Genomic DNA, 21,086 nt, shown 5'->3' with positions numbered 1-21,086 from the left:
GACGCGTTCCCCACTCCGTACGGCATCGAAGGCGGGAGTACGACCATGACCCACTCCACCGAATCCGGGCCCGGCGCGGGCGGCGTGTCGCTGGCCGAGCTGGAGGCACGGGCCGCCGCCCGCCGGGACCGCCCCGCGTACGGTCACGACGCGCTGATCAGCTGCGACCGGCTGGTCCGGATCTTCTCCGCCGACGGTGTGGAGGTGCAGGCGCTCCAGGGGCTGGACCTGCTGGTGCGCGAGGGCGAGCTGATGGCACTGGTCGGGGCCTCGGGCAGCGGCAAGTCGACGCTGATGAACATCCTCGCCGGGCTGGACGAGCCGAGCGCCGGGGCGGCCACCGTGGCCGGGTGCGACCTGCTCGCGATGGACGCCAAGGAGCGGTTGCGCTACCGGCGGGAGGTGGTGGGCTTCGTCTGGCAGCAGACCGGCCGGAACCTGCTGCCGTACCTGACGGCGGCACAGAACGTCTCGCTGCCCATGCAGTTGCGCGGCGGCGCCCGCAGACGCGCGGGCCGCGCCCAGGAACTGCTGGACCTGCTCGGTGTCGGCCGGTGCCGGGACCGGCGGCCGCACCAGATGTCCGGCGGCCAGCAGCAGCGGGTGGCCCTCGCCGTGGCCCTCGCCAACGAACCGGCGGTGCTCCTCGCCGACGAGCCGACCGGCGAACTCGACTCGCACACCGCAGAGGAGATCTTCGCCGCCTTCCGCACCGCCAACGAGGAGCTGGGCACCACCATCGTCATCGTCACCCACGACCAGGCCGTCGCCTCGGAGGTCCGCCGCACGGTCGCCATCCGCGACGGCCGCACCTCCACGGAGGTGCTGCGCCGCACCGAGGTCGACGCGACCACCGGCCAGGAGGCGGTCGTCGCCCGGGAGTACGCGATGCTGGACCGCGCCGGACGCCTCCAGCTCCCCGCCGACCACGTCGCCGCGCTGGACCTGCGGGACCGGGTGCTGCTGGAGCTGGAGAGCGACCACCTCGGGGTGTGGCCGGACCCGGAGCAGCGGGAGAGCTGACCGGCGACCGCTCCGCCGGGTCAGCCGTCGGCGGGTTCGACCGGCTGGCGGAGGATGGTGCGCAGACGGGCAGGGTCGGTGCGGCGCGCGTCGGAGAGGTAGATCTCGTGGTGGGTGCCGCGCGGCCTGAGGCCGTGGCGGGGCAGGTGCTCGTCGTGCAGCCGCGCGAGGGTGGGACCTTCCTCGTCGTACGGGCCGACGTGCAGGATCTGGACGGCCGGGCCCTCGTGGAAGGCGTCGAAGCGGACCCGGCCGGCGGCGGCGGGGGCCTTCTCCTCGACGGCGCGCCCGAGTCCGGCCTCGAAGAGGTCGCGGGTGATCCAGTCGGGCTGGACGATCAGGAGCCGCCACTGCCAGGCGTCCTCGTCGCGGTCGACGAAGGCACGCGGGTCCTCGGACCACCAGAGCCCTTCGAGCGGGCCGACGGTGTGCTTGCGGCCGAGTTCCTCCACGGCCAGGGCGCGGACGGCGTAGGCGGTGGCGTACAGCGCCTGGACGATGTCGGTGTGGAGCCGCGAGGTGTTGGGGCTGCCCGCGCCGTCGGCCATGAGGAAGTTCATCGTGGGCACGTCGACGGGGGCGAAGCTCGTCGTAGCGGTGTACAGGTCCCGCCGGTCCTTCTTGACGTCGTAGTTCCGCATGGCGGGGACGTTACGGGAACGGACGGACCCGAGGGCGCAGGCCCGGCGGGCAGGGCCCCCGGGCGGCGCCCCCGGTTCAGCGGACGCTGACCCCGAAGGCCCCCAGCCCGGCACGGCGTACCGCCACCGAACCGTACGGCGTGCGCAGCCGCAGCCAGGCGCCGGCCGAGCGCAGCGCGAACGACTCGGCCGGGGCGGCGTCTTCGGCGGCGGCCCCTCGGGACGGTGCCGGCCGCAGGAAGCCCATGGCGTGCGCGGCGTGGGCGGCGCGGAGCGGCAGGGCGGTGTCGCCGAGCGGCCGGGACCAGATCTCGTGGCCGATCGCGTCGAGCGCCGTACGGGTCCGCTCCTCGGGCGCCAGCGCCTCGGTGCGGGTGCGGAACTCGGCGACGACCCCCGCGACGGCGGCGCCGATCGCTTCGGGGGCGGGCAGGCCCGGTTCGGGCCGCCAGCCGGTGCGCGGCGGCAGCACTCCGGCCCAGGGCGGGCCGGTCACCGGGGCCGGGACGCCGAAGGGCGCGCCCGGTTCGGGCTCCGCGTGGACCAGTTCCAGCAGCTCACCGGCGGAGACGGTGCGGTCCAGGCTCGGCGGGGCGCCGTCCAGCAGGACGGTACGGACCGCCAGCACCTCGAAGGAGGCGGGCCGGCCGAAGACCGCCAGCCGCTCCCCGGTGAGCTGGAGGCGGACCGCGGCGGCCTTGTCGTAGTGGACCAGGCGGCGCAGGAAGGCGGCCAGGTCGGCCGCCTCCCCGCGGTCCGCCGGCCGCAGGGGTGCGGTACTCACGCGGTACGCGCCCCCGGCACTCCCGCCTCCTCGGCGCCGGGCTCCTCCGGGAGGTACTTCTCCAGGAAGTGGCGCTCCTCGTCGGTGATGCGGCGCGGACGCTGCGTCCGGAAGTCGTAGGGGACGACGACGGTGGAGGCGCGGACGTAGACGGTGCCCGGGCCTTCCTCGGTGTCGGGGTCCTTGACCTCGTAGGCGATGGTCAGCGAGGCGCCGCGGATGCCGGTCACCCAGGACTCGACCAGCACCGGTTCGTGCCGGTGGACGAGGGGGCGCTTGTAGTCGATCTCGTGGCGGGCGACCACGGAGCCGCCGGAGAACGACTTGCTGCCGTTCCCCGGCGCCAGCCGGAACATGAAGTCGATCCGCGCCTCTTCCAGGTACCGCAGGAAGACGACGTTGTTGACGTGCCCGAAGGCGTCCATGTCCGACCAGCGCAGGGGGCAGCGGTAGAGGTGGCGGGCCACTACGGTCAGCTCCGGGTCAGCTTCTTGTAGGTGGCGCGGTGCGGCCGGGCCGCGTCGGCACCGAGCCGCTCCACCTTGTTCTTCTCGTACGACTCGAAGTTGCCCTCGAACCAGAACCACTTGGAGTTGCCCTCGTACGCCAGGATGTGCGTGGCGACGCGGTCCAGGAACCAGCGGTCGTGGGAGACGACCACGGCGCAGCCCGGGAACTCCAGCAGGGCGTTCTCCAGCGAGGAGAGCGTCTCGACGTCCAGGTCGTTGGTGGGCTCGTCGAGGAGGAGGAGGTTGCCGCCCTGCTTGAGGGTGAGCGCGAGGTTCAGGCGGTTGCGCTCACCGCCGGAGAGGACCCCGGCGGGCTTCTGCTGGTCCGGGCCCTTGAAGCCGAACGCGGAGACGTAGGCGCGGGACGGCATCTCGACCTGGCCGACGTTGATGTAGTCCAGCTCGTCGGAGACGACGGCCCACAGCGTCTTCTTGGGGTCGATGTTGGCGCGCGACTGGTCGACGTAGCTGATCTTGACCGTGTCGCCGACCTTGATGGAGCCGGAGTCGGCCTCCTCCAGGCCCTGGATCATCTTGAACAGCGTGGTCTTGCCGGCGCCGTTCGGGCCGATCACACCGACGATGCCGTTGCGCGGCAGGGTGAAGGACAGGTCGTCGATGAGGACCTTGTCGCCGAACGCCTTGCTGAGGTGCTCGACCTCCACGACGACGCTGCCCAGGCGCGGGCCCGGCGGGATCTGGATCTCCTCGAAGTCCAGCTTCCGCATCTTGTCGGCCTCGGCCGCCATCTCCTCGTACCGGGCGAGGCGCGCCTTGGACTTCGCCTGGCGGCCCTTGGCGTTGGAGCGGACCCACTCCAGCTCGTCCTTGAGGCGCTTGGCGCGCTTGGCGTCCTTCTGCCCCTCGACCTTGAGACGGGTCTGCTTGGTCTCCAGGTACGTGGAGTAGTTGCCCTCGTAGCCGATGGCGCGGCCGCGGTCGAGCTCCATGATCCAGCCCGCGACGTTGTCCAGGAAGTACCGGTCGTGGGTGATGGCGACGACGGTGCCCGGGTACTGGGCGAGGTGCTGCTCCAGCCAGTTCACCGACTCGGCGTCGAGGTGGTTGGTGGGCTCGTCGAGGAGGAGCAGGTCGGGCGCCTCCAGGAGCAGCTTGCAGAGCGCGACGCGGCGCTTCTCACCACCGGAGAGGTTGGTGACGGCCCAGTCGCCGGGCGGGCAGCCCAGGGCGTCCATGGCCTGCTCCAGCTGGGCGTCGAGGTCCCAGGCGTTCGCGTGGTCCAGCTCCTCCTGGAGCTTGCCCATCTCCTCCAGCAGCGCGTCCGAGTAGTCGGTCGCCATCTGCTCGGCGATCTCGTTGAACCGGTCGAGCTTGCCCTTGGTCTCGGCGACGCCCTGCTGGACGTTCTCCATGACCGTCTTGGACTCGTCAAGCGGCGGCTCCTGGAGCAGGATGCCGACGGTGTAGCCCGGGGAGAGGAAGGCGTCGCCGTTCGACGGCTGCTCCAGCCCGGCCATGATCTTCAGCACCGTCGACTTACCGGCACCGTTGGGCCCGACGACGCCGATCTTCGCCCCCGGGAGGAAGCTCAGCGTGACGTCGTCGAGGATCACCTTGTCGCCGTGCGCTTTACGCGCCTTGCGCATGGTGTAGATGTACTCAGCCAAGAGAAACCGTCCGGCAGTCTGGATCAGGCGTGTGGGTGGTCAGCTCCGCCGTGAGGGCAGATACACCCATCTTGCCGCACGGGGGCCGCACGGCGAAAACGGGTACCCCAGGGGGGTCTCGCCCGGACGGGGGCCCGGGAGGACCGGGCGCCGCCCCCGGCGGCGGCCCGACGGCGGCGCGGGACGTACCGCGGCGCCGGTGCCCGCCGGAAGGACGGGCCCCGGCGCCGGAGTGCGGGACCCAGGTCAGGGCAGGGTCCTCGCGGTCCGCCGCGCGCCGGGACGGCGGCGGACGCCGGGGGTGCCGGCGCGCCCTGTGCGGTGTCCGCGGTGCTCGGTGCGGGCTCCGGCCGGTGCGGCGGGAGCGCTGCCGTGCGTCGCGGGCTCCGCGCGGAACGCGCCGGACACCCCCTGGGTGGCGCGGTACCGCGCCACGGCCGGTCAGCTCTCGGAGACCTTCTTGCGGCGCAGGAGGAACACGGTCGCGCCGCCGATCACCACGAGGGCCACGGCGACGCCGCCGATGACGGGGGTGGCGCTGGAGCCGCCGGTCGCGGCCAGGTCCTGGCCGTCGCCGCCGACGGGGGTGCTGCCCGCGGAGGCGGGGCTGGGCCCGCTGGACGGCTGGGCGCCGCCCGCACCGGCCTCACCGGCCGTCTTGCAGTCGAGGACACCGGTGACGCGCTTCTCGAAGCCGTTGGGCCCGGTGATGGTGAAGTCGTACGCCTGGTCCTCCTTGAGAGGAACCGTGACGGTCTGCGTCCTGCCGGCGGCGATGGTGTGCTCGACGCCCATCAGCTCGAAGGTGAAATCCTCGTCGCCCTGGTTGGAGGCGGTGAGGTCGATGCCGGAGGCGGAGCAGTTCTTCTCGGCGGAAACCGCCGGGATCGGGCCGGTGCCCGCCCAGTGCGCGGTGGCCGTCGCGGAGACCGTCGACTCGCTGGAGCCGGCCAGGATCTGCGTCTGGCTCTTGCTGTCCGAGGCGAAGGCGCGGCCGACCGGGACGGTGGTGGACGCCTGCACGGTCAGCGCGGCGCTGCCGCTCTGCTCGGCACCTTCCTCGGCGGCGGGCACGTCGAAGAAGAGGCGGCTGCCGTCGGCGGCCTCGGTGACGGGCTTGCCCGCCTCGTCGACCACGGTGACCCCCGCGGAGGCGTCGGCCGGGCCGGTCACGCCGACGCTGCCGGCGTCGGTGTGGACGGTGACGGGGCCCAGCTTCTCGCCGGCCTTGCCGGAGACGGCCGGCGGGTCGAGCGTCAGGGACGCCTTCGGCTCGGCCAGCGCCTGCGCGTTCTTCTCCAGGTAGTCGGCGAGCTTCTCCGCCGCCGGGTCCAGCGCCTCGACGTCCGCGCCGTCCGAGTAACGCCAGATGGCCACCTGGGTACCGGCTGCCGCGGTCTTCTCGGTGAGCGCGCCCGCACCGGCCTTGCTCGCCAGCGCCGCCAGGTCGTTCACCTGCGGGTAGGAGTTCTGGAGGATCCAGCGGATCTTCCCGGCGTCCTTGTTCGCGTTGAGGGAGGTCGCGTCCCAGGCGGTCTCCCGGTACTTCGCCTCCTTCTGCGTGGGGTTGTGAATGTCGATGCAGTACGTCTGCAGCGAGCCGCCACCGTCGACGACCATCTCGAAGAGCCCGGCCGACACCTTCTGGTCACCACGCTGCCCGTGGATGACGGCCTGGTCGTACGTCTTCAGTCCGCTCAGCGTCGACGAGGCGCCACCGGGGTGCCCGGCTGCCGCCTCGTCGGCCACCGCGGTCCCGGCTCCGGTCAGGACACCCGCCGCGACCAGGCCCGAGGCCACGGTCGCCGCCGCCAGGCGCGAAACAGCCCGACTACCAACAGAAAACATGCAATTCCCCTCCGGGCAGGACGCGTTCACGAGTGGGGAGTCGTCCCGCCAGCAGAATCAAGTGCCCCGTGAGCTATGCCGGGCATCCTATGGAGGCGAAAGCTGGCCCTTGCCCACGAGAGCGCTCGCCCAATCGATCCGCGTCGGAATCGTTATTGGCGGGGCGTCAGAAGTCGGGGGAAGGGCGGAATTGGGGGGATGGAGGGCGGTTGCGAAAGGGTGGCCGGGCTGCACCCGCCCCCGCCCCGTACGCCGTCGGCACCCCGGCCCCGTACGCCGTCGGCGCACCCCGGGCCCGCGGGCCGGCGGCGGCTCAGGCCGGAGAGGTCGCACGAGGGCCGACCGCCGTCACTGGCGCCAGGCGTCATCGAGCGCGGGCATCCGTGACGGCCGGTGCCGGGGGCGACACGCCGTCGTCGGCGCCGGCCTCCCCGCCCTGCTGAGCGCCGCCGGCCCGGTCACCTGCCTTCGTGCCACCTCGCGGCCTCCCTCCCGCCTGCCGCTTCGACGCGGGCCGCCTGCGGCTCCGTGCTCCGGCCGTGCCCCCGGCCTCCGCCCCCGCGCCAGGATCAGCACCGCCCTGCTCCCCGCCGGCCACGTCCGCCTCTCCGTCCCCGTTCACGTCCCCGTCTCCGTCTCCGTCCCGGTCGCCCTCCCCGCACGCGCCCACAGCGGCACGCGCGTCCGCTCCCTCGTCCGCCCCGGCCTCCACCCCGCCCGGGGCACCATGCCCACCCCGGGCTCCCCAATCCCCGTCGGCTCCCGCCCCGTTGACGCTCCAGTCCGGCTCCTCCACCGGGCGCGCCATCCCACCACCGCCCTCCCCGGGCCCGTCGTCCCCGCCGCCCGCCGCCCGCCGGGCCGCCGAGGCCGAGCGGCTGTCCTGAGGCCCGGTGGCGCCGGGCCAGGTGCCGGTGGGCCTGCGGACCCGGCGGAAGGCGGCCGTGCCGCGGGTCAGGTCGTGGCCGACGGAGGCGGCGTCGATCTCCGCGGTGGTCCACTGCTGCCCGCCCCGCTCGGTCTCGCGGACCCGCAGGCGGCCCTGGACGATGACGGGCTCCCCCACGGTGATCGAGGCGGTGACGTTGGAGGCGAGCTGCCGGGTGGTCCAGACGGTGAAGAAGCTGGTCGGCCCGTCGGACCAGCCCTGCCGCTGCCGGTCCCAGCGGCGAGGGGTGGCCGCCATCCGGAAGCGGGCCATGGGGCCGTGCGCCGACTCGCGGTAGACCGGTGTGGTCGCCACGTTGCCGACCACGGTCACCATCGTCTCGTTCATCCTCATCCGCTCCCGCCAGGTGCGGCGGGAGGCCGCGCGGACCGCCCGCGCCGTCGCCTGCCCGCCGGTGCGCGGGACGGTCCGCCGGCACGGCCTGCCGGGGCCGCCCGGGGACCGGCCTCCCGCGCACCGCCCACTCTCGTCGGGTCGCAAGCGGCCTGCCTGCGCCTGTGGACTACCGGCCGGTTGTGGACAACTCCGCCATCCGGCCGCCGGACCGGCCTCCCGCCGGCCCGCGTGCGAAGCTCCCGCCGAGCGCCGGGGCACCGCCCGCGCGTCCCTGGGAGCTGCCCCCGCCCACCGGGTCGAGCACCCGCGCGTACTGCTCACGGACCTCCCGGTAGCGCAGCAGTTCCGCCGCCACGGGGTCGAGCACCCGGGCCCGTCCGCAACCGGCCGCCGCGTCCCGCAACGCCCGTTCGGCGTCCGCCCCGTACCGGCGGGCGGGCCCCCGGGCGGCCAGCCGGCTGCCGTACTCGACGCAGGGGCCTCCGGCGATGCCCGCGAGCATGAGCAGGACCGGCGGGAGGAGGTCCGGGGCGCACACCCCCAGCACCTGCCCCAGCAGCCAGATGCCTCCCACGACCTGGAGAAGCGTCATCGCGACCTGGGCCAGCACCGCGACCGGCCACCACCCGGGACGGGGCGGCCGGGCCGGTACCGACTCGGGCGCGGCCAGGCCGTCCAGCGCCTCGGGCAGCCCGTCGGCGCCGCGTCCCGCGGCCTCCCGCACGGCGTCGGCCCAGGGGGCGGGCAGCCCGCCGGCGGCCTCGTCGGCGACCAGGCGTACGGCCTGCTCGACGCGCTGGCGCGCCGTGGTCGTCTCCTCCTCGTGCGTCTCGCCGGGCGGCCGCTCCGTGGTCCGGGGGGCGCGTCGGGCCTCGTACCAGCGCCACAGGCGAAGCCACGGGGTGCCGCAGGCACGGCCGGCGTTGCGGCGCCAGGCGCGTTCGGCCGCCTGGCCCGCGGCGGTGGCGCCGACGGCTTCGGCGAGGCGGTCGGCGAACTGTTCGCGGGCCTCCTCGCTGAGGCCGACCCGGCCGGTGGGCACGTAGACGGGGCGGAGCCGTTCGGCGGCGGCGTCGAGGTCTGCGCCGATCCGGCGGGCGGCGGCGCGGCGTTCGGAGGTGAGCTGGCCGAGGCAGTCGCGGAGTTCGCCGACGCCCTCACCGGTGAGGGCGGAGAGCGCGAGGACGGTGGCGCCCGGCTCGCCGTGCTCGCCGAGGGCGATGCCGTCCTCGTCGAGGAGGCGGCGCAGATCGTCCAGGACCTGGTCGGTGGCGTCCTCGGGGAGCCGGTCGACCTGGTTGAGGACGACGAAGGTGACCTCGGCGTGCCCGGCCAGCGGCCGCAGGTACCGCTCGTGGAGGAGGGCGTCCCCGTACTTCTCCGGGTCGACCACCCAGATCACCGCGTCCACGTGGGCGAGGACGCGGTCGACCTGGGCGCGGTGCTCGACGGCGGCCGAGTCGTGGTCGGGCAGGTCGATGAGGACCAGGCCGTCGAAGGCGCCGGGCCCGTCGGGGCCCTGGACGGGCCGGCGGCGCAGGCGGCCGGGGATCTCCAGGCGTTCGAGGAGCCCGGCGGCGCCGTCGGTCCAGCTGCACGCGAGCGCCGCCGAGGTGGTGGGACGGCGGACGCCGGTGTCGGAGATGGTCACCCCGGCGAGGGTGTTGAAGAGGGTGGACTTGCCGCTTCCGGTGGCTCCGGCGAGGGCGACGACGGTGTGCCTGCGGGAGAGGCGGCCGCGGGCGGCCGCGTCGTCCAGGACCCGCCCGGCCTCGGCGAGGGCGGCGGCGTCGACGCGCGGCCGGGAGAGCCCGGTCAGTTCGCGCAGGGCGTCCAGCCGGGCCGCCAGGTCGGCGTCGCCCACGCCGGAGGCCGTGCCTCCGTCGTACGGCGCGGGGAGTCCGGCCCCCGCCTGCCGCCCGGTGGCGGCCACGGCGGCCGCCGCCCGCCGGGCGATGAGCCCGTCGTCCCAGGCGCCGCCGGCGGCGGCCGCGTCCGCCCCGGCCCGTACCGCGGTGCCCTCCCTCGGGGCCTCCGCCGCCTGACGGGTCTTCTCCGCCTCCTGCGGGCGCGCCTCTCGGTCCCGGCCGCCCTCGGCGTACTCCGCCTGCCCGGTGTGCTCGGCGTACTCGGTGTGCTCGGTGGTGCTGGTCACCGTCACCTCACCTCTCCTTCTGAAGGACCGACAGCGCGGCGATGAGTTCGGCCTGCGGCTCGGGGTGGACCCCGAGGCTCTCGACGGCGACGAGCCGCCGGTCCCGCTCGGCGTGCACGGCCCGGTCGAGGTATTCGTCCAGCAGCCGGCCGGCCCGGTCGCGCAGGCGGGTCGCGCCCTGGGCACCGACGCGTTCGGCGAGGTCCTCGCCCGCGGTACGGCCCCGCCGGCCACCGAGCAGCACGGCGCCGAGCAGCCCGGCGACCGCTTCCGGGTCGGGTGCGGTGGCCCGCTCGTGACCACGCAGTTCGTCCTCGACGTACTCGTCCGTCACGCGCCGCCAGCGCCGTACGGCCATGCCGAGGCGGTGTTCGACGGCGGCGTGGTCGGGCCGGGCGGCCACGAGTTGTTCGGCGCGGGCGGCTGGTTCGGACCGCCAGGCCTCTTCGACCGCGGCGTCGGCGGTGGTGACGGCGCACAGGACCAGGGAGACGAGGCCGTCGACGAGTGAGTCGAGGAGTTCGGTTCCGGTGCAGTCGAGGGGGAAGCCGCGCCAGCGGTTGACGGCGTCGCCGGTCAGCACCTCGCCGTCGTCGAGCCGGGCACGCAGCCGGTCGTACTGGCCGGCGTACGCGTCCTCGACGGCGCCGCCGAGGCGCAGGGCCGCGGCGTACTGGGCGGCGACGGCGGCCGCCAGTTCCGGCATCCGGGCGCGCAGCGAGTCGAGGGCGCCTTCGGCGGTGCGGGACATGGCGTACCGCCGGGCGTCGGGGTCCTGGGCGCGGTGGGTGAGCCAGGCGCGCAGCGGGGCGACGGCGGTGGCGGGGAGCAGGCCGCCGCCGCCCGCGGATTCGGGGAGTTCGGGGACGGTGAAGCGGGGCACGTCGCCGAGTCCGGCTTTGGTGAGCAGCGCGGCGTAGTGCCGGGAGACCTCGGCGACGAGCTGGTGCGGGACCCGGTCGAGGACGCTGACGAGGGTGGCGTCGTGTTCCTTGGCGGTGCGCAGCAGGTGCCAGGGGACGGCGTCGGCGTAGCGGGCGGCGGTGGTGACCATGACCCAGATGTCGGCGGCGGCGATGAGCTCGGCGGCGAGCAGCCGGTTGCCGGTCACCAGGGAGTCGATGTCGGGGGCGTCGAGGAGGGCGAGGCCGCGGGGGAGGGTCGGCGCGGTCTCGACGCGCAGGACGGGGGCACCGGCCGGGTCGGCGGTCTCCTCGTCCTCGTCGTCGTGGTCGGGGTCGGCGCTGGTGTGGCGGGTGGGGTGGGGGATGCGGGCGAGGCCCGGCAGGACGCGGTCGGTGCCGAACCAGTGGTGGTCGTCGGGGTGGCAGACCAGGACGGGGACGCGGGTGGTGGGGCGCAGCACGCCCGCCTCGCTGACGCGGCGTCCGACCAGGGAGTTGACGAGGGTGGACTTGCCGGCGCCGGTGGAGCCCCCGATGACCGCGAGCAGGGGGGCCTCGGGGGCGCGGAGCCGGGGCAGGAGGTAGTCGTCGAGCTGGGCGAGGAGTTCGTCGCGGTTGACGCGGGCTCGGGGTGCGCCGGGCACGGGTAGCGGGAAGCGCGCGGCGGCGACGCGGTCGCGCAGGGCGGAGAGAGCGTCCAGGAGCTGAGGCCGTACGTCCAAGGTCACCACAAGCGAAGAATGCCCAATTTTGGTGGCTTTTTGAAGCGTATGGGGCATTTCTGCGTGGCTGTGCCTCGCCGACGGTCCTCGGCGCCCTCACCGCGACGGGCCGGAGCGGCGGGAGGGCCCGCGCGGACGGGACGGGCGTCCGGTTCCGGGCCCGCGCGTGCTCGGGCTCCCGCACGACGGCGGGCCCGCACCCCGTCGAGGGGTCCGGGCCCGGCCGCCGAGGACCGCCCGCCTCCGCGGGGGCGGACTCAGGAGTTCTGGAAGCTCCAGACGAACGGGTCGGCGTCGCGGTCGGCCGCCCACTGCACGGTCAGTTCCTTCGCCGTCTCCGGCACCATGAAGGTGTCGCAGATGACGTGGCTCTCGCCGGCCTTCCAGTTCTTGATGTCGGAGGTCGACTCGCACCCCGGGGCGTCTTCGGAGGCGCCGATCAGGATGGTGCCGCGCTGCCCGTCGGCGTGGACCTCGATCTCGCCGCCGACGTCCGGGTAGTCGGCGACCGGCCCGCCGTCCTTGACGGTGAACTCGACGTGCGCCACGGCCGGGACCAGACCCTCGGCCTTCTTCGGGTCGGAGACCAGCTTCTTGGTGTCCTCGGCGGTACCGACGTCGACCTTCTCGGCGACGATCTCGTACGTCACCTCGGTGCCGTCCTCGTCGAACGCGCTGGTGGCCTTCTCACCGGCCGCCAGCTCGCCGCCCTTCCCTCCCTCGGCCTTCCCCGCCTCGCCCTTCTCCGCCTCGCCCTTCCCCGGCTCCTTCTCCTGCGAGGCCCCGCCCTTGCCGGTGGTGGCCGCGCCGTCCTCCTCGCCGGACCCGCCGCACGCGGTGAGGGCCAGCGCCAGCACGGCGGCGGAGGCGGCCGAACGCAGCCACAACTTCTTCTTCGACACGTACAAACTCCCAGGTAGGACCGGCCCCGCCGCGCCCGGTCACCGGGCGTCCGGCGCCCGTTTCGCACGGCGCGCCCCCTCGCACGGGAGGCTCGGCGCATGACGGGTGCCGGGGCGTGAACGTACAGCCGACCCAGCCTAGGCAGCGGCCGCGCGTGGATTGTCCGGCCCGGGCGGAACGCTCACGACACCTCGACGGAATCCCCCCGCCCCCGCGGGGTTGAACGGCGGACCGCGCGGCCGCTCCGCCGTTCACCCGCCTCCCGGGTGACGCCGCTGCTCCGTTGTGCCGAGACACCGGCGTCCCACGCGTACGGCACGGTCGGATCATCACATGAGTGGAGGTGTCATCTCTTCGACCGGAGGTGTCACCCTTCACACGTACGGAGCCGGCCATGCCCCCACCACGCCACCGCGCCCTGACCCGTCACCGCACCGCGGCCCTCGCCTCGGCGCTCACCCTCGGCGCCCTGGCGGCGGGGTGCGCGAGCCCCGAGCCCGCGCCGCCCCTGCCGCCGAGGGGCGCCGCCGCTCCCCCGGCGACGCGGCCGGACCGGTTCACCCTGGTCGCGACCGGCGACATCCTCGCCCACGACGCGGTGATCCGGCAGGCCGCCGCCGACGCCTCGGGCGTGCCCGACCGGGACGCGGGGCCGGACCCGTTCGCGCCGGAGAACGACGGGCGCTACGACTTCGGCCCGCTGCTGGCGGGCGCCCGAGCCGTCACCCGCGGCACCGACCTGGCCATCTGCCACCTGGAGACCATCGTCGGCGAGGACGACGGGCCGTTCACCGGATACCCGCTGTTCAAGACGCCCCCGCACATCGCCCGCGCGATCCGCGGCGCCGGTTACGACACCTGCTCGACCGCCTCCAACCACGCCATGGACGACGGCGAGGAGGGTGTCCGCAGGACCCTGGACGCCCTGGACCGCGCCGACGTCGCGCACACCGGCACGGCCCGCTCCCCGAAGGACCGCGACCGGCCGCTGCTGCTGCGCGCGGGGGACGCCCGGGTCGCCCACCTCTCCTACGTCCACTGGACCAACAAGGAGGTCCCGCCCGGCAAGTCCTTCCTCGTCAACGAACTCGACCCGGACCGGGTCGTCGCCGACGCGCGAGCGGCCCGCGCCGCCGGGGCCGACGTCGTGGTCGCCAGCGTCCACTGGGGAACCGAGTGGCAGGAGGCCCCGGACCGGCAGCAACGCGCCGTCGCCGAGCGGCTCACCGCCTCCCGCAGCGACGGCCGCCGCGACATCGACCTGATCCTCGGCACCCACGCGCACGTCCCGCAGGCGTACGAGAAGGTCAACGGCACCTGGGTGGTCTACGGCATGGGCGATCAGGTGGCCGGCGAGATGACCGACCCGCGCGGCCAGCTCGGCTCGGCCGCCCGCTTCACCTTCACCGCGCCCCGGAAGGCGGGCGCCGAGTGGGTGGTGACCTCGGCGGAGTTCATCCCGCACCGGATGGCCAACGACCCGCTGCGCCTGGTCAACCTCGCCCGCGCCGCCGAGGCCGCCGCCTTTGACCCGGAGGACGCCGCCGCGCTGGCCGCGGTCCGCAAGGCGGTACTGGGCCGGGGCGCGGACCGGGACGGCCTGCGGATGGGGCGCTGAGCGGCACCGCCGCGCGAGCCCGGGGCGCCTGGCGGAGGAGGGCCGCGTTCCGCCCGGACCGGGCCGGTCGCCGGCCGGATCGACGCGGTCCGCCCCCGCTTTCCGACCGCTCTCCGGGCCACCGGGGAGCGGTTCATCCCGTATGGCGGGAAAGGTCAGCCTTCCAGGTGACGCAGGTATAACGAGTGCACAACACCCACCGCACGAGCCGCGAAAAGAACTGCAAGATCGCCACTCACCTGCGAGTATCGCTGTGCTTCACCGAACCTCCACATCATGCCACGCGCGTGATGCAACCGGGCCGGGCCGACCGGAGCCCTATCCTTGTGCCCGGCCGCAACCCCCCGGACCACCCGGTACCCGGGCACACCGCACCGGCCCCCGTAGCTCAGTGGATAGAGCAGGCGCCTTCTAAGCGCTTGGCCGCAGGTTCGAGTCCTGCCGGGGGCGCCAGCGGAACATCGTGCGGTGTTCCACGGCCGTCGCCGCCCTGCGCCGATGCCCTCCCCCGCCTCACCGCCCGCTCCGTGCCGTCCTGCCCCGGGTAGGGTTTCAGCCTCGTCGGTGCGGACCTCGCGGGGCGGCGTGGTGTCGCCCGGTCGTCGTGGTCGGGTGGGAGTGGGAGTACGGATGGCTGGGGCGCAGCGGGTCACGTCTCGCAATGCCCGGTTCCAGCAGTGGGAGGCGCTGCTGGGGAACCGGAAGAAGCGCAATCAACTGGGGCGGTTCCTGGTGCAGGGGGTACGGCCGATCTCCTTGGCCGTGGAGTACGGCTGGCCTGTCACCACGTTGTTGTACGACGACAGCCGGAAGCTGTCCGGCTGGGCGCGGGAGCTGCTGCAAACGGTCCCGGCCGAGCGGGTCGCTCTCGCGCCGGAGCTGCTGGCCGACCTCGGGGAGAAGGCCGAGGGTGCGCCGGAGGTGGTCGCCGTGGTCGAGCTGCCCGCCGACGACCTGGAGCGGATCGGGACCGGGCCGGACTTCCTGGGGGTCCTCTTCGACCGGCCGGCCGGCCCGGGCAACATCGGCAGTGTCATCCGGTCGGCGGACGCGTTCGGCGCGCACGGCGTGATCGTCTCCGGGCACGCCGCCGACGTGTACGACCCCAAGAGCGTACGGGCGACGACCGGCTCGCTGTTCTCCCTGCCGACCGTGCGGGTGCCCTCGCCGGCCGAGGTGATGGCGTGGGTGGAGCGGCGGCGCGCCGCCGGGTGTCCGCTCGTCCTGGTGGGGACCGACGAGAAGGGCGACGCGGACGTCCACGCGTTCGACTTCACCCAGCCGGTGCTGCTGCTGGTGGGCAACGAGACGTCCGGGCTCTCCAGCACCTGGCGCGAGCTGTGCGACGCCACGGTGAGCATCCCGATGGCGGGGGCGGCGAGTTCGCTCAACGCGGCCAACGCGGCGACGGCCGTGCTCTACGAGGCTTCGCGGCAGCGGATCACCGCCGGGCGGCGCGGCCGCTGACCGGGCCGCTCCCCGCCGAGCGCCGCTGCTCAGGGCGGCTCGGCGGGCATTAGACTCGGGTTCCATGTCGAAGACTGACGCACTGCTCGTTGACATCGCCGCGCTGGTGGAGTCCGGGCGCAGCAACCAGATGTCTCTGACCGTGGTCACCGGTGGCGCCGTCATCACCGGGCGGCTGGCTCCCGAGGCCGTGTGGCGCGAACGGGTCTCGGAGGTTCTGGCGGACTCGGTCCAGTTGGGCGCGTTCTCCTCCGTCTTCACCGACGATTCGCGGGAGGACGGTCCTCCCCGGCACCTGCACTTCCACGTGGCGCGCATCCTCCAGGGCACGGTGGGCATCCCCGAGACCGGCGGCATGTACCGCGTGGCGATCGAGGACGTCAGCGCGTGGACCGTCGGAGACTTCAGCTACTCGGACAACTGACACCCTCCCCCTCTCCTCACCCCGGACCCGGGCGCGTGGACCACGCGCCCGGGTCCCGCTGCGCGAGGGCGACGGCGAGCACCCTCGGTCCGGACACCTCACGACCGGAAGCAGTGCCGCTCCTCGCCGTCCGCGCGGACGAGGCAGGCCGTCATGCCCTCGGGTCCGCCCGCGAGCATCGGGGTGGAGAGGTAGTCGAGCGCGTCGTACTTGTCGGCGACCTCGGCGGACTGGCTCTCCCGGCCCGGACCGGTGATCTCGACGCGGTCCCCGACCGAGCCGAACCGGACGCGTACCCAACTGGCCCGGCAGGAGGGGCTGTAGCGGATCTCGACCGCCGTCCGTCCGCCGAACCCCTGCTCCGCGACGGTCCGCAGACCGCTGCCGGGGATACCGCACCCCTGCGCCTGCGAGGACTTGCCCCGGCACTGTTCGCCCACGCAGCCCGGCCAGAGCCCCTCGTCGGCCGGCTCCTCGCGGGCGCCGCCGAGCAGCAGGGCCCCGGCCACCATGGCGGCGGTCGCCAGTGCCCCGGCGCCGGTGAGGACGGTCCCCCGGCGGCGATGGAACGGGACGCGCGCGGGGCGGCCGGAGCCCGGTGGGGCGGATAAGGCGCCGTCGGCCGGGAGCGCGGTGTCGGAGGCGGCCTCTGCGGATGCGTCGTTTCCCGTGCCGGGCGCCGCTTGTCGCCTCGGCCCGGGGATCTCGGGGGCGGCCGGGGTGGCGGCTCGGGTCGGGGCGGGTGGTTCCGGGGCCGGGCGGGGGTGGCGTCGGGACAGCTCGGCCAGTTCCCGCAGGGCCAGCAGTCGCGCGGGCGGTTCACCGGCGAGGGCACAGAGTTCGCCGACCAGTTCCGGCGGCGGGATGAGGACGCCGCCGAGATAGCGCTGCCAGGACGACTTGCTGGCGGTGGTGCGGGCGGCGAGCCCGGCCAGACTCAGTCCGGTGGCGGCGCGCAGGGCGGCCAGCTCGCGGGCGAGGTGGGCGCATTCCAGGGACGGCTCGCCGGTCACCGTCGCAGCACCTCCCAGGTGTGCGGGCCCATGATCCCGTCGACGACCAGCCCTTCCTTGTCCTGAAGGCGTTTGACGGCCCGTTCGGTGGCCGCCCCGTAGGCCCCGTCGACGCTGCCGATGCGGTACCCGCGGTGTTCCAGCAGGCACTGCGCCTCGACCACGTCCCAGGTGGTGGAGATCTGCTGGAGCAGGGCCTCGGTGGTGTCGCTGTGCCCCGCGTACAGGCGGCCCTCGAAGCGGTGGATGTCGCACGGGTGGGTGCGGCCCGGCTCGAAGGTGAACTCCTCGGCGGCCACCCGGCGGTGCTGCTCCTCGTCGGCCTCGGCGGCGCCCGTCCCGGGCAGGACGAGGCCGAAGACGACGGCCAGCGCGCCGGCCACGACGACCAGGGCGGTGCCGGCGACCAGCAGGCCGCGGCGGGCGGGCCGTCGCGGGGCGGACTTCGCGGGAGCGGCTGAGCCGCCGATGACCACGGTGTCGCCGCGCCCCTGGCCGGCGGGCTCCTCCGGTACGCCCGGGGCGCCCGGCTCGCCGGGCCCGGCGGCTTCGGCCTCGGGAGCCACCTCGGGGCCGGCAACGTTCCCGGATGCGGTTACGGACGCGGACGCGGACCCTGCCGGCGCGCGCTTCCCCGGGACCGGCTCCGCGGGCACGTCGGCCCGACCGGCCGCAACGGTGCCCGCCTCCGCCGGCCCAGCGGCCTTGGCCGGAGCGGTCGCCCTCGGCGGAGGTGCCGTCCAGGTCTGGGCGGCGAGGGTGTGCAGGGCGAGCATGCGGTCCGGGTCGGCGCCCGCGAGGGCGGCGAGTTCGGCGACGGCGTCGGACGGCGGGAGCTTACGGCCGTTCAGGTACCGCTCCCACGAGGAACGGCTGTAACTCGTCCTCGTGGCCAGGGCCGTGAAACTGAGCCCGGTGGCGTCCTTGAGCCTCCTCAGCCTGTCCACCAGCCGCCTGGCCTGTGGATCGAGGTGTTCCGGAAGCGTCTTCCACGGCGCCATGCTGTGTGTCCTCCCCCACTCGCCCCGGCTCCGGTGGCCCCCAGCATGCTCTCCTGGGCGGGAAAACTCCCTGGTCAGAGCCTGGGACGACCCAGAATACCGCCAAGTCGCCCGGCCAGGTGGCGGCGATCGGCCGCCCCTCGCCAAGCTGGGGCCCGTCACTCAGCGCCACCCCGCGCTCCCCGGTCCCTCCGGACCGGCGGTCCGGGCGGCCGCGAGGACGGCGTCACCAGCGCCTTCCGGGCCGGCACGGGGGTCCGGCCGGGAAGGCGCTGCACGCCTCTCCGCGCACCCCGCCCCGTACCGGTGAGCCTCCGGATGCCGCGTGGCCGTCGGCCCCGGACCGCCCCGGACATCGTACGAACTGTCAGCCGCTCCCTCACTGTGCTGTCCACCGCCCCTGCGTGGCCCGGCCGGGCGGCACCCGGTCGGCCCTGCCGTGGGGCGCGTCGCGGGGCCGGTCGGGGTGCGTTGCCTATCGTCGGGGCGGTCCGGGTGTCGACGGCTGGAGGTGTGGTGGGCGGCGGACGGTCCCGGGCGGTGCGGGGCCTGGCCGCGGTGCTGCTCGGCGGGGTGCTGGCGGGCGGGTGCGCGGGCGGCGGCGGGCAGCCGGTGGCGGTGGGGACCGGTGCCGGGGAACGGGCCGGCGCGTTGGTGTGGGGCACCTGCCCCGAGCCGAGCGAGGCCGAGGCGCAGGTGTGGGGCGCGGCGGAGCACCGTCCGGCGTACGCCCGGCACGCGGGGCGGCTGCGGTGCGGCACGCTGACAGTGCCGGTGGACTGGTCGGCGCCGGAGGGACGGCGGTTCGGGCTCGCGGTGGCGGTGCTGCCGTCCACCGGCGGCGGCCGGGCCGAACCGCTGGCGCTCAACCCGGGCGGTCCCGGGGTCTCCGGGCGGCTGATGCCGGTGGGCGTGGCGGGCGGCGGCGCCCGTGGGCTGCTGGACCGGTACGACCTGGTGGGCCTGGACGTGCGCGGCACCGGCCGCTCGCGTCCCGCGGTCTGTCCGGCCGCCGAGTCCCTGGACGCCGGTCCGCCGTCCGCCGCCCCCTCGCGCCGGTCCGCCCGCGCCCACTGGGATCGGCTGGCGCGCGCCCACGCCGCGTGCGCGGAGGCCGACCCGGCCTGGGTCGCCTCCCTGACCACCGCCGACGCCGCCCGCGACCTGGAGGCGCTGCGTGCGGCGCTGGGCGCGCCCCGGCTGCACTACTACGGGGTGTCGTGGGGGACGAGCCTCGGCGTCACGTACCGCACGCTGTTCCCGGGCCGGTCCGGCCGGATGCTGCTGGAGTCGGTGGTGGCGCCCGACCCGGATCTGCGGGGACTGCTGGACGGGGTGACGCGGGCGCGGGAGCAGCGGTTCGAACGGTTCGCGGCGTGGCTCGCGGACCGCTCCGCCCGCTACCGGCTCGGCACGGACGCCGAGGCGGTACGCACCAGGCTGCTCGCCCTGCGCGACCGGCTGACGGAGCGTCCGCTGCGGACGCCCTCGGGAACGTACGGGTCGGCGGAGACCGAGCAGTATCTGGACGCCGAGCCGGCCGACCGGGCGGGGGCGGCGGCCGCGCTGGCGGCGCTGGCCCGGGGACGGGCGCCGGACGGGGGCGGGGACGGGAAGGCGCGGGTCGCGGCGCCGCCGCTGGTGGCGCCGTTCGCCGGGACCGCGCTGCTCTGCTCGCAGGTGACCCATGCGGGGTCGTTCGCGGAGCAGTGGGCGGCCTACGGTGAACGGCGGACCACCTACCCGGTGCTGGGAGGGTCCCGTCCGATGTTCCCCGGCAGTGGTCAGGTGCCGGGCACCAGCACCTGCGCGGGCCTGCCCGCGCCGGACCGGCCACCGGTCGAGCCCGGCCGCGCCGGCGGCCCTCTGCTGCTGGTGGCCCACCGGGACGAGGTGGTGACACCGCTGCCGTGGGCGCGGGCGATGCGGGCCCGCACCGGAGGCTCCCTGCTTGTGGTGGCCGACGGCGAGCACGCCACCGTGACGGGCGGGGCCTGTGCGGGCCGGGTCACGGCGTTCTTCACCAGGCCGGAGGAGACGCCGGCACGGGAGGCGGTGTGCGAGCCCTGACGCCGGGGCGGCCTCGCGGCCACTCACTCCGTGCGCGGAGGCGGAGACCTGGGTGGGGCTCGGGGAGCCGACCGCGCGGAGGGGTTCTGTGGTGGGCGGGGACGACGCGGGCAGGGGTGCCGCCGGTGAGCGGCACGGCGCCGGGCGGGACCGTGGTCCGCCCGCTGGTGCAGGCGGGGCGCATCGACGCGCCGGCGCCGGAGGCCCGGCCGGGCCACGCGGCCGGCGCGTGTGCCCTGTTCGCCTCCTCGGTCGAGGCCGCCGGCACCGGCTGCGGGGACCAGCACGGCGTCGTCGTGCGGAGCCACCATCTGGCGGACGCCGGCGGGCCTGCGGCGACCACGACGAGGCGAAGCGGCTCCAGGACGGGGCCGCGGCTGGCCCGGAGACGGGTGACGGACGACGGGCGACGGGCGACGGGCGACGGGCGACGGGCGACGGGCCGGGCAACGGGCGAGCGCGACGGGCGACGCGGGCGACACGGGTGACGTGACGACGGTCCCGGCTGAAGCTGGTGACCGGCCCGGGTGCACGCGGACGCCGGGGAGACGGGACAGGCCCTCGCCCTCGCCCTCGCCCTCGCCCTCGCCCTCGCCCTCGCCTCGCCACCGACGCCGTCGAGCAGGCCGAGGAGGAGCGGCCGCCGGCCAAGGTCCCTCAGGTGCTGGAACTGCTCGCGGCTCTCGCCGACCGGACGGGGCCGCCGCCCCGGCCGAGAGCTGCGAGCGGCGCCTTGCCGGGCTACGAGGGCCGGGCGAGCGGTCCGGAGGGACGAGTGGACCCCGGAGGCGTTCCGGCGACTGCCGTCATCGAGCATGGTGAGCGCGGCACCGGACGCCGGCCGCTGCCTGGTACGGCTGCGCGACGGGGGCGCGGGAGGCGGTGGCGGAGCGGCCTTGGGCACCGCCCTGGCCCGGCCCGAACCGGTGGTCGCCGCCTATGCCGTGCCGCCTCGGGGTGCCGACGGGGCCCCGCGTCGGCACCCCGCGTCGGGGCAGCCGCTGGTGGTCCGTACGGGGCGGCGTCTGCGCCGGGACTCCTGCCGGGGCGGGGTCCGGGGACGGCTGAGTCGCCGGGCGGGGTCGACGGC

General features: G+C 75.2%; 16 protein-coding genes and 1 tRNA gene. 6 read left to right on the top strand and 11 right to left on the bottom strand.

All coding sequences use genetic code 11. The annotated features are described in order from the left end of the window. The first annotated feature begins 45 nt into the window (after window positions 1–45). A complete protein-coding gene (locus Sdia_RS08645; RefSeq protein WP_100452681.1) occupies window positions 46–1,023 on the top strand; it encodes an ABC transporter ATP-binding protein in 978 nt (325 codons plus the stop codon). A gap of 20 nt (window positions 1,024–1,043) precedes the next feature. Here the strand turns inward: Sdia_RS08645 and Sdia_RS08640 are convergent, their stop codons facing one another. From Sdia_RS08640 to Sdia_RS08600, 9 genes are all read right to left on the bottom strand, one after another. Beyond that, window positions 1,044–1,664: a GyrI-like domain-containing protein gene (locus Sdia_RS08640; RefSeq protein WP_100452680.1), complete on the bottom strand. Its 621-nt coding sequence runs from the start codon at window positions 1,662–1,664 to the stop codon at window positions 1,044–1,046. A gap of 76 nt (window positions 1,665–1,740) precedes the next feature. After that, a complete protein-coding gene (locus tag Sdia_RS08635; protein WP_100452679.1) occupies window positions 1,741–2,448 on the bottom strand; it encodes a DUF8185 domain-containing protein in 708 nt (235 codons plus the stop codon). Then, window positions 2,445–2,915, bottom strand: a complete 471-nt coding sequence (locus Sdia_RS08630; protein ID WP_100452678.1) for an acyl-CoA thioesterase — start codon at window positions 2,913–2,915, stop codon at window positions 2,445–2,447. The genes Sdia_RS08635 and Sdia_RS08630 overlap by 4 nt, the downstream gene beginning before the upstream one ends. Before the next feature lie 5 nt (window positions 2,916–2,920). Beyond that, complete coding sequence (ettA, locus tag Sdia_RS08625; protein ID WP_100452677.1) at window positions 2,921–4,585, bottom strand: energy-dependent translational throttle protein EttA; 1,665 nt, start codon at window positions 4,583–4,585, stop codon at window positions 2,921–2,923. A 441-nt stretch (window positions 4,586–5,026) separates the two neighbouring features. Continuing rightward, window positions 5,027–6,433: a Cys-Gln thioester bond-forming surface protein gene (locus Sdia_RS08620; RefSeq protein WP_100452676.1), complete on the bottom strand. Its 1,407-nt coding sequence runs from the start codon at window positions 6,431–6,433 to the stop codon at window positions 5,027–5,029. A 364-nt stretch (window positions 6,434–6,797) separates the two neighbouring features. Further along, complete coding sequence (locus tag Sdia_RS30595) at window positions 6,798–7,709, bottom strand: single-stranded DNA-binding protein (RefSeq protein ID WP_370464572.1); 912 nt, start codon at window positions 7,707–7,709, stop codon at window positions 6,798–6,800. Window positions 7,710–7,884: 175 nt separating this feature from the next. Further along, window positions 7,885–9,873 (bottom strand): GTPase, encoded by a 1,989-nt coding sequence (locus Sdia_RS08610; protein WP_189500431.1) that lies wholly within the window; start codon window positions 9,871–9,873, stop codon window positions 7,885–7,887. Between the two features lie 7 nt (window positions 9,874–9,880). Further along, a complete protein-coding gene (locus Sdia_RS08605; protein ID WP_164382577.1) occupies window positions 9,881–11,509 on the bottom strand; it encodes a dynamin family protein in 1,629 nt (542 codons plus the stop codon). A 248-nt stretch (window positions 11,510–11,757) separates the two neighbouring features. Further along, entirely contained in the window at window positions 11,758–12,402 is a 645-nt protein-coding gene (locus tag Sdia_RS08600; RefSeq protein WP_115069877.1) for a hypothetical protein, read from the bottom strand. A 395-nt stretch (window positions 12,403–12,797) separates the two neighbouring features. On the opposite strand from Sdia_RS08600, the gene Sdia_RS08595 reads away from it, so the two are divergent. From Sdia_RS08595 to Sdia_RS08580, 4 genes are all read left to right on the top strand, one after another. Continuing rightward, the gene (locus Sdia_RS08595) at window positions 12,798–14,021 is read left to right on the top strand and encodes a CapA family protein (RefSeq protein WP_189500419.1); all 1,224 of its coding nucleotides are present in this window, start codon (window positions 12,798–12,800) and stop codon (window positions 14,019–14,021) included. Between the two features lie 377 nt (window positions 14,022–14,398). Then, window positions 14,399–14,474, top strand: a tRNA-Arg gene (locus Sdia_RS08590). Between the two features lie 177 nt (window positions 14,475–14,651). Further along, on the top strand, window positions 14,652–15,488 hold the full coding sequence (locus Sdia_RS08585) for a TrmH family RNA methyltransferase (protein WP_189500420.1): 837 nt from the start codon (window positions 14,652–14,654) through the stop codon (window positions 15,486–15,488). Between the two features lie 64 nt (window positions 15,489–15,552). Next, window positions 15,553–15,912, top strand: coding sequence for a hypothetical protein (locus Sdia_RS08580; RefSeq protein ID WP_100452671.1), 360 nt, complete (start codon window positions 15,553–15,555; stop codon window positions 15,910–15,912). A 98-nt stretch (window positions 15,913–16,010) separates the two neighbouring features. Here Sdia_RS08580 and Sdia_RS08575 read toward each other — a convergent pair whose 3' ends face one another. Both Sdia_RS08575 and Sdia_RS08570 read right to left on the bottom strand, forming a co-directional pair. Beyond that, the gene (locus Sdia_RS08575) at window positions 16,011–16,925 is read right to left on the bottom strand and encodes a DUF2690 domain-containing protein (protein WP_115069875.1); all 915 of its coding nucleotides are present in this window, start codon (window positions 16,923–16,925) and stop codon (window positions 16,011–16,013) included. Then, on the bottom strand, window positions 16,922–17,926 hold the full coding sequence (locus Sdia_RS08570; RefSeq protein ID WP_100452669.1) for a helix-turn-helix domain-containing protein: 1,005 nt from the start codon (window positions 17,924–17,926) through the stop codon (window positions 16,922–16,924). The genes Sdia_RS08575 and Sdia_RS08570 overlap by 4 nt, the downstream gene beginning before the upstream one ends. A 495-nt stretch (window positions 17,927–18,421) precedes the next feature. On the opposite strand from Sdia_RS08570, the gene Sdia_RS08565 reads away from it, so the two are divergent. Beyond that, window positions 18,422–19,996, top strand: coding sequence for an alpha/beta fold hydrolase (locus Sdia_RS08565; protein WP_241193733.1), 1,575 nt, complete (start codon window positions 18,422–18,424; stop codon window positions 19,994–19,996). Window positions 19,997–21,086 lie beyond the last annotated feature (1,090 nt).

Source organism: Streptomyces diastaticus subsp. diastaticus (assembly GCF_011170125.1).
In the GTDB taxonomy this organism is placed as follows: Bacteria; Actinomycetota; Actinomycetes; order Streptomycetales; family Streptomycetaceae; genus Streptomyces; species Streptomyces diastaticus.
The sequence above is the reverse complement of the archived record's forward strand: the minus strand, read 5'-3'. Positions and strand labels throughout refer to the sequence as shown.

Coding starts and splice junctions, on each gene's coding strand:
- Sdia_RS08645 (WP_100452681.1), top strand. CDS start 46: ATGACCCACTCCACCGAATCCGGGCCCGGCGCGGGCGGCGTGTCGCTG.
- Sdia_RS08640 (WP_100452680.1), bottom strand. CDS start 1,664: ATGCGGAACTACGACGTCAAGAAGGACCGGCGGGACCTGTACACCGCT.
- Sdia_RS08620 (WP_100452676.1), bottom strand. CDS start 6,433: ATGTTTTCTGTTGGTAGTCGGGCTGTTTCGCGCCTGGCGGCGGCGACC.
- Sdia_RS30595 (WP_370464572.1), bottom strand. CDS start 7,709: ATGAACGAGACGATGGTGACCGTGGTCGGCAACGTGGCGACCACACCG.
- Sdia_RS08595 (WP_189500419.1), top strand. CDS start 12,798: ATGCCCCCACCACGCCACCGCGCCCTGACCCGTCACCGCACCGCGGCC.
- Sdia_RS08585 (WP_189500420.1), top strand. CDS start 14,652: ATGGCTGGGGCGCAGCGGGTCACGTCTCGCAATGCCCGGTTCCAGCAG.
- Sdia_RS08580 (WP_100452671.1), top strand. CDS start 15,553: ATGTCGAAGACTGACGCACTGCTCGTTGACATCGCCGCGCTGGTGGAG.
- Sdia_RS08570 (WP_100452669.1), bottom strand. CDS start 17,926: ATGGCGCCGTGGAAGACGCTTCCGGAACACCTCGATCCACAGGCCAGG.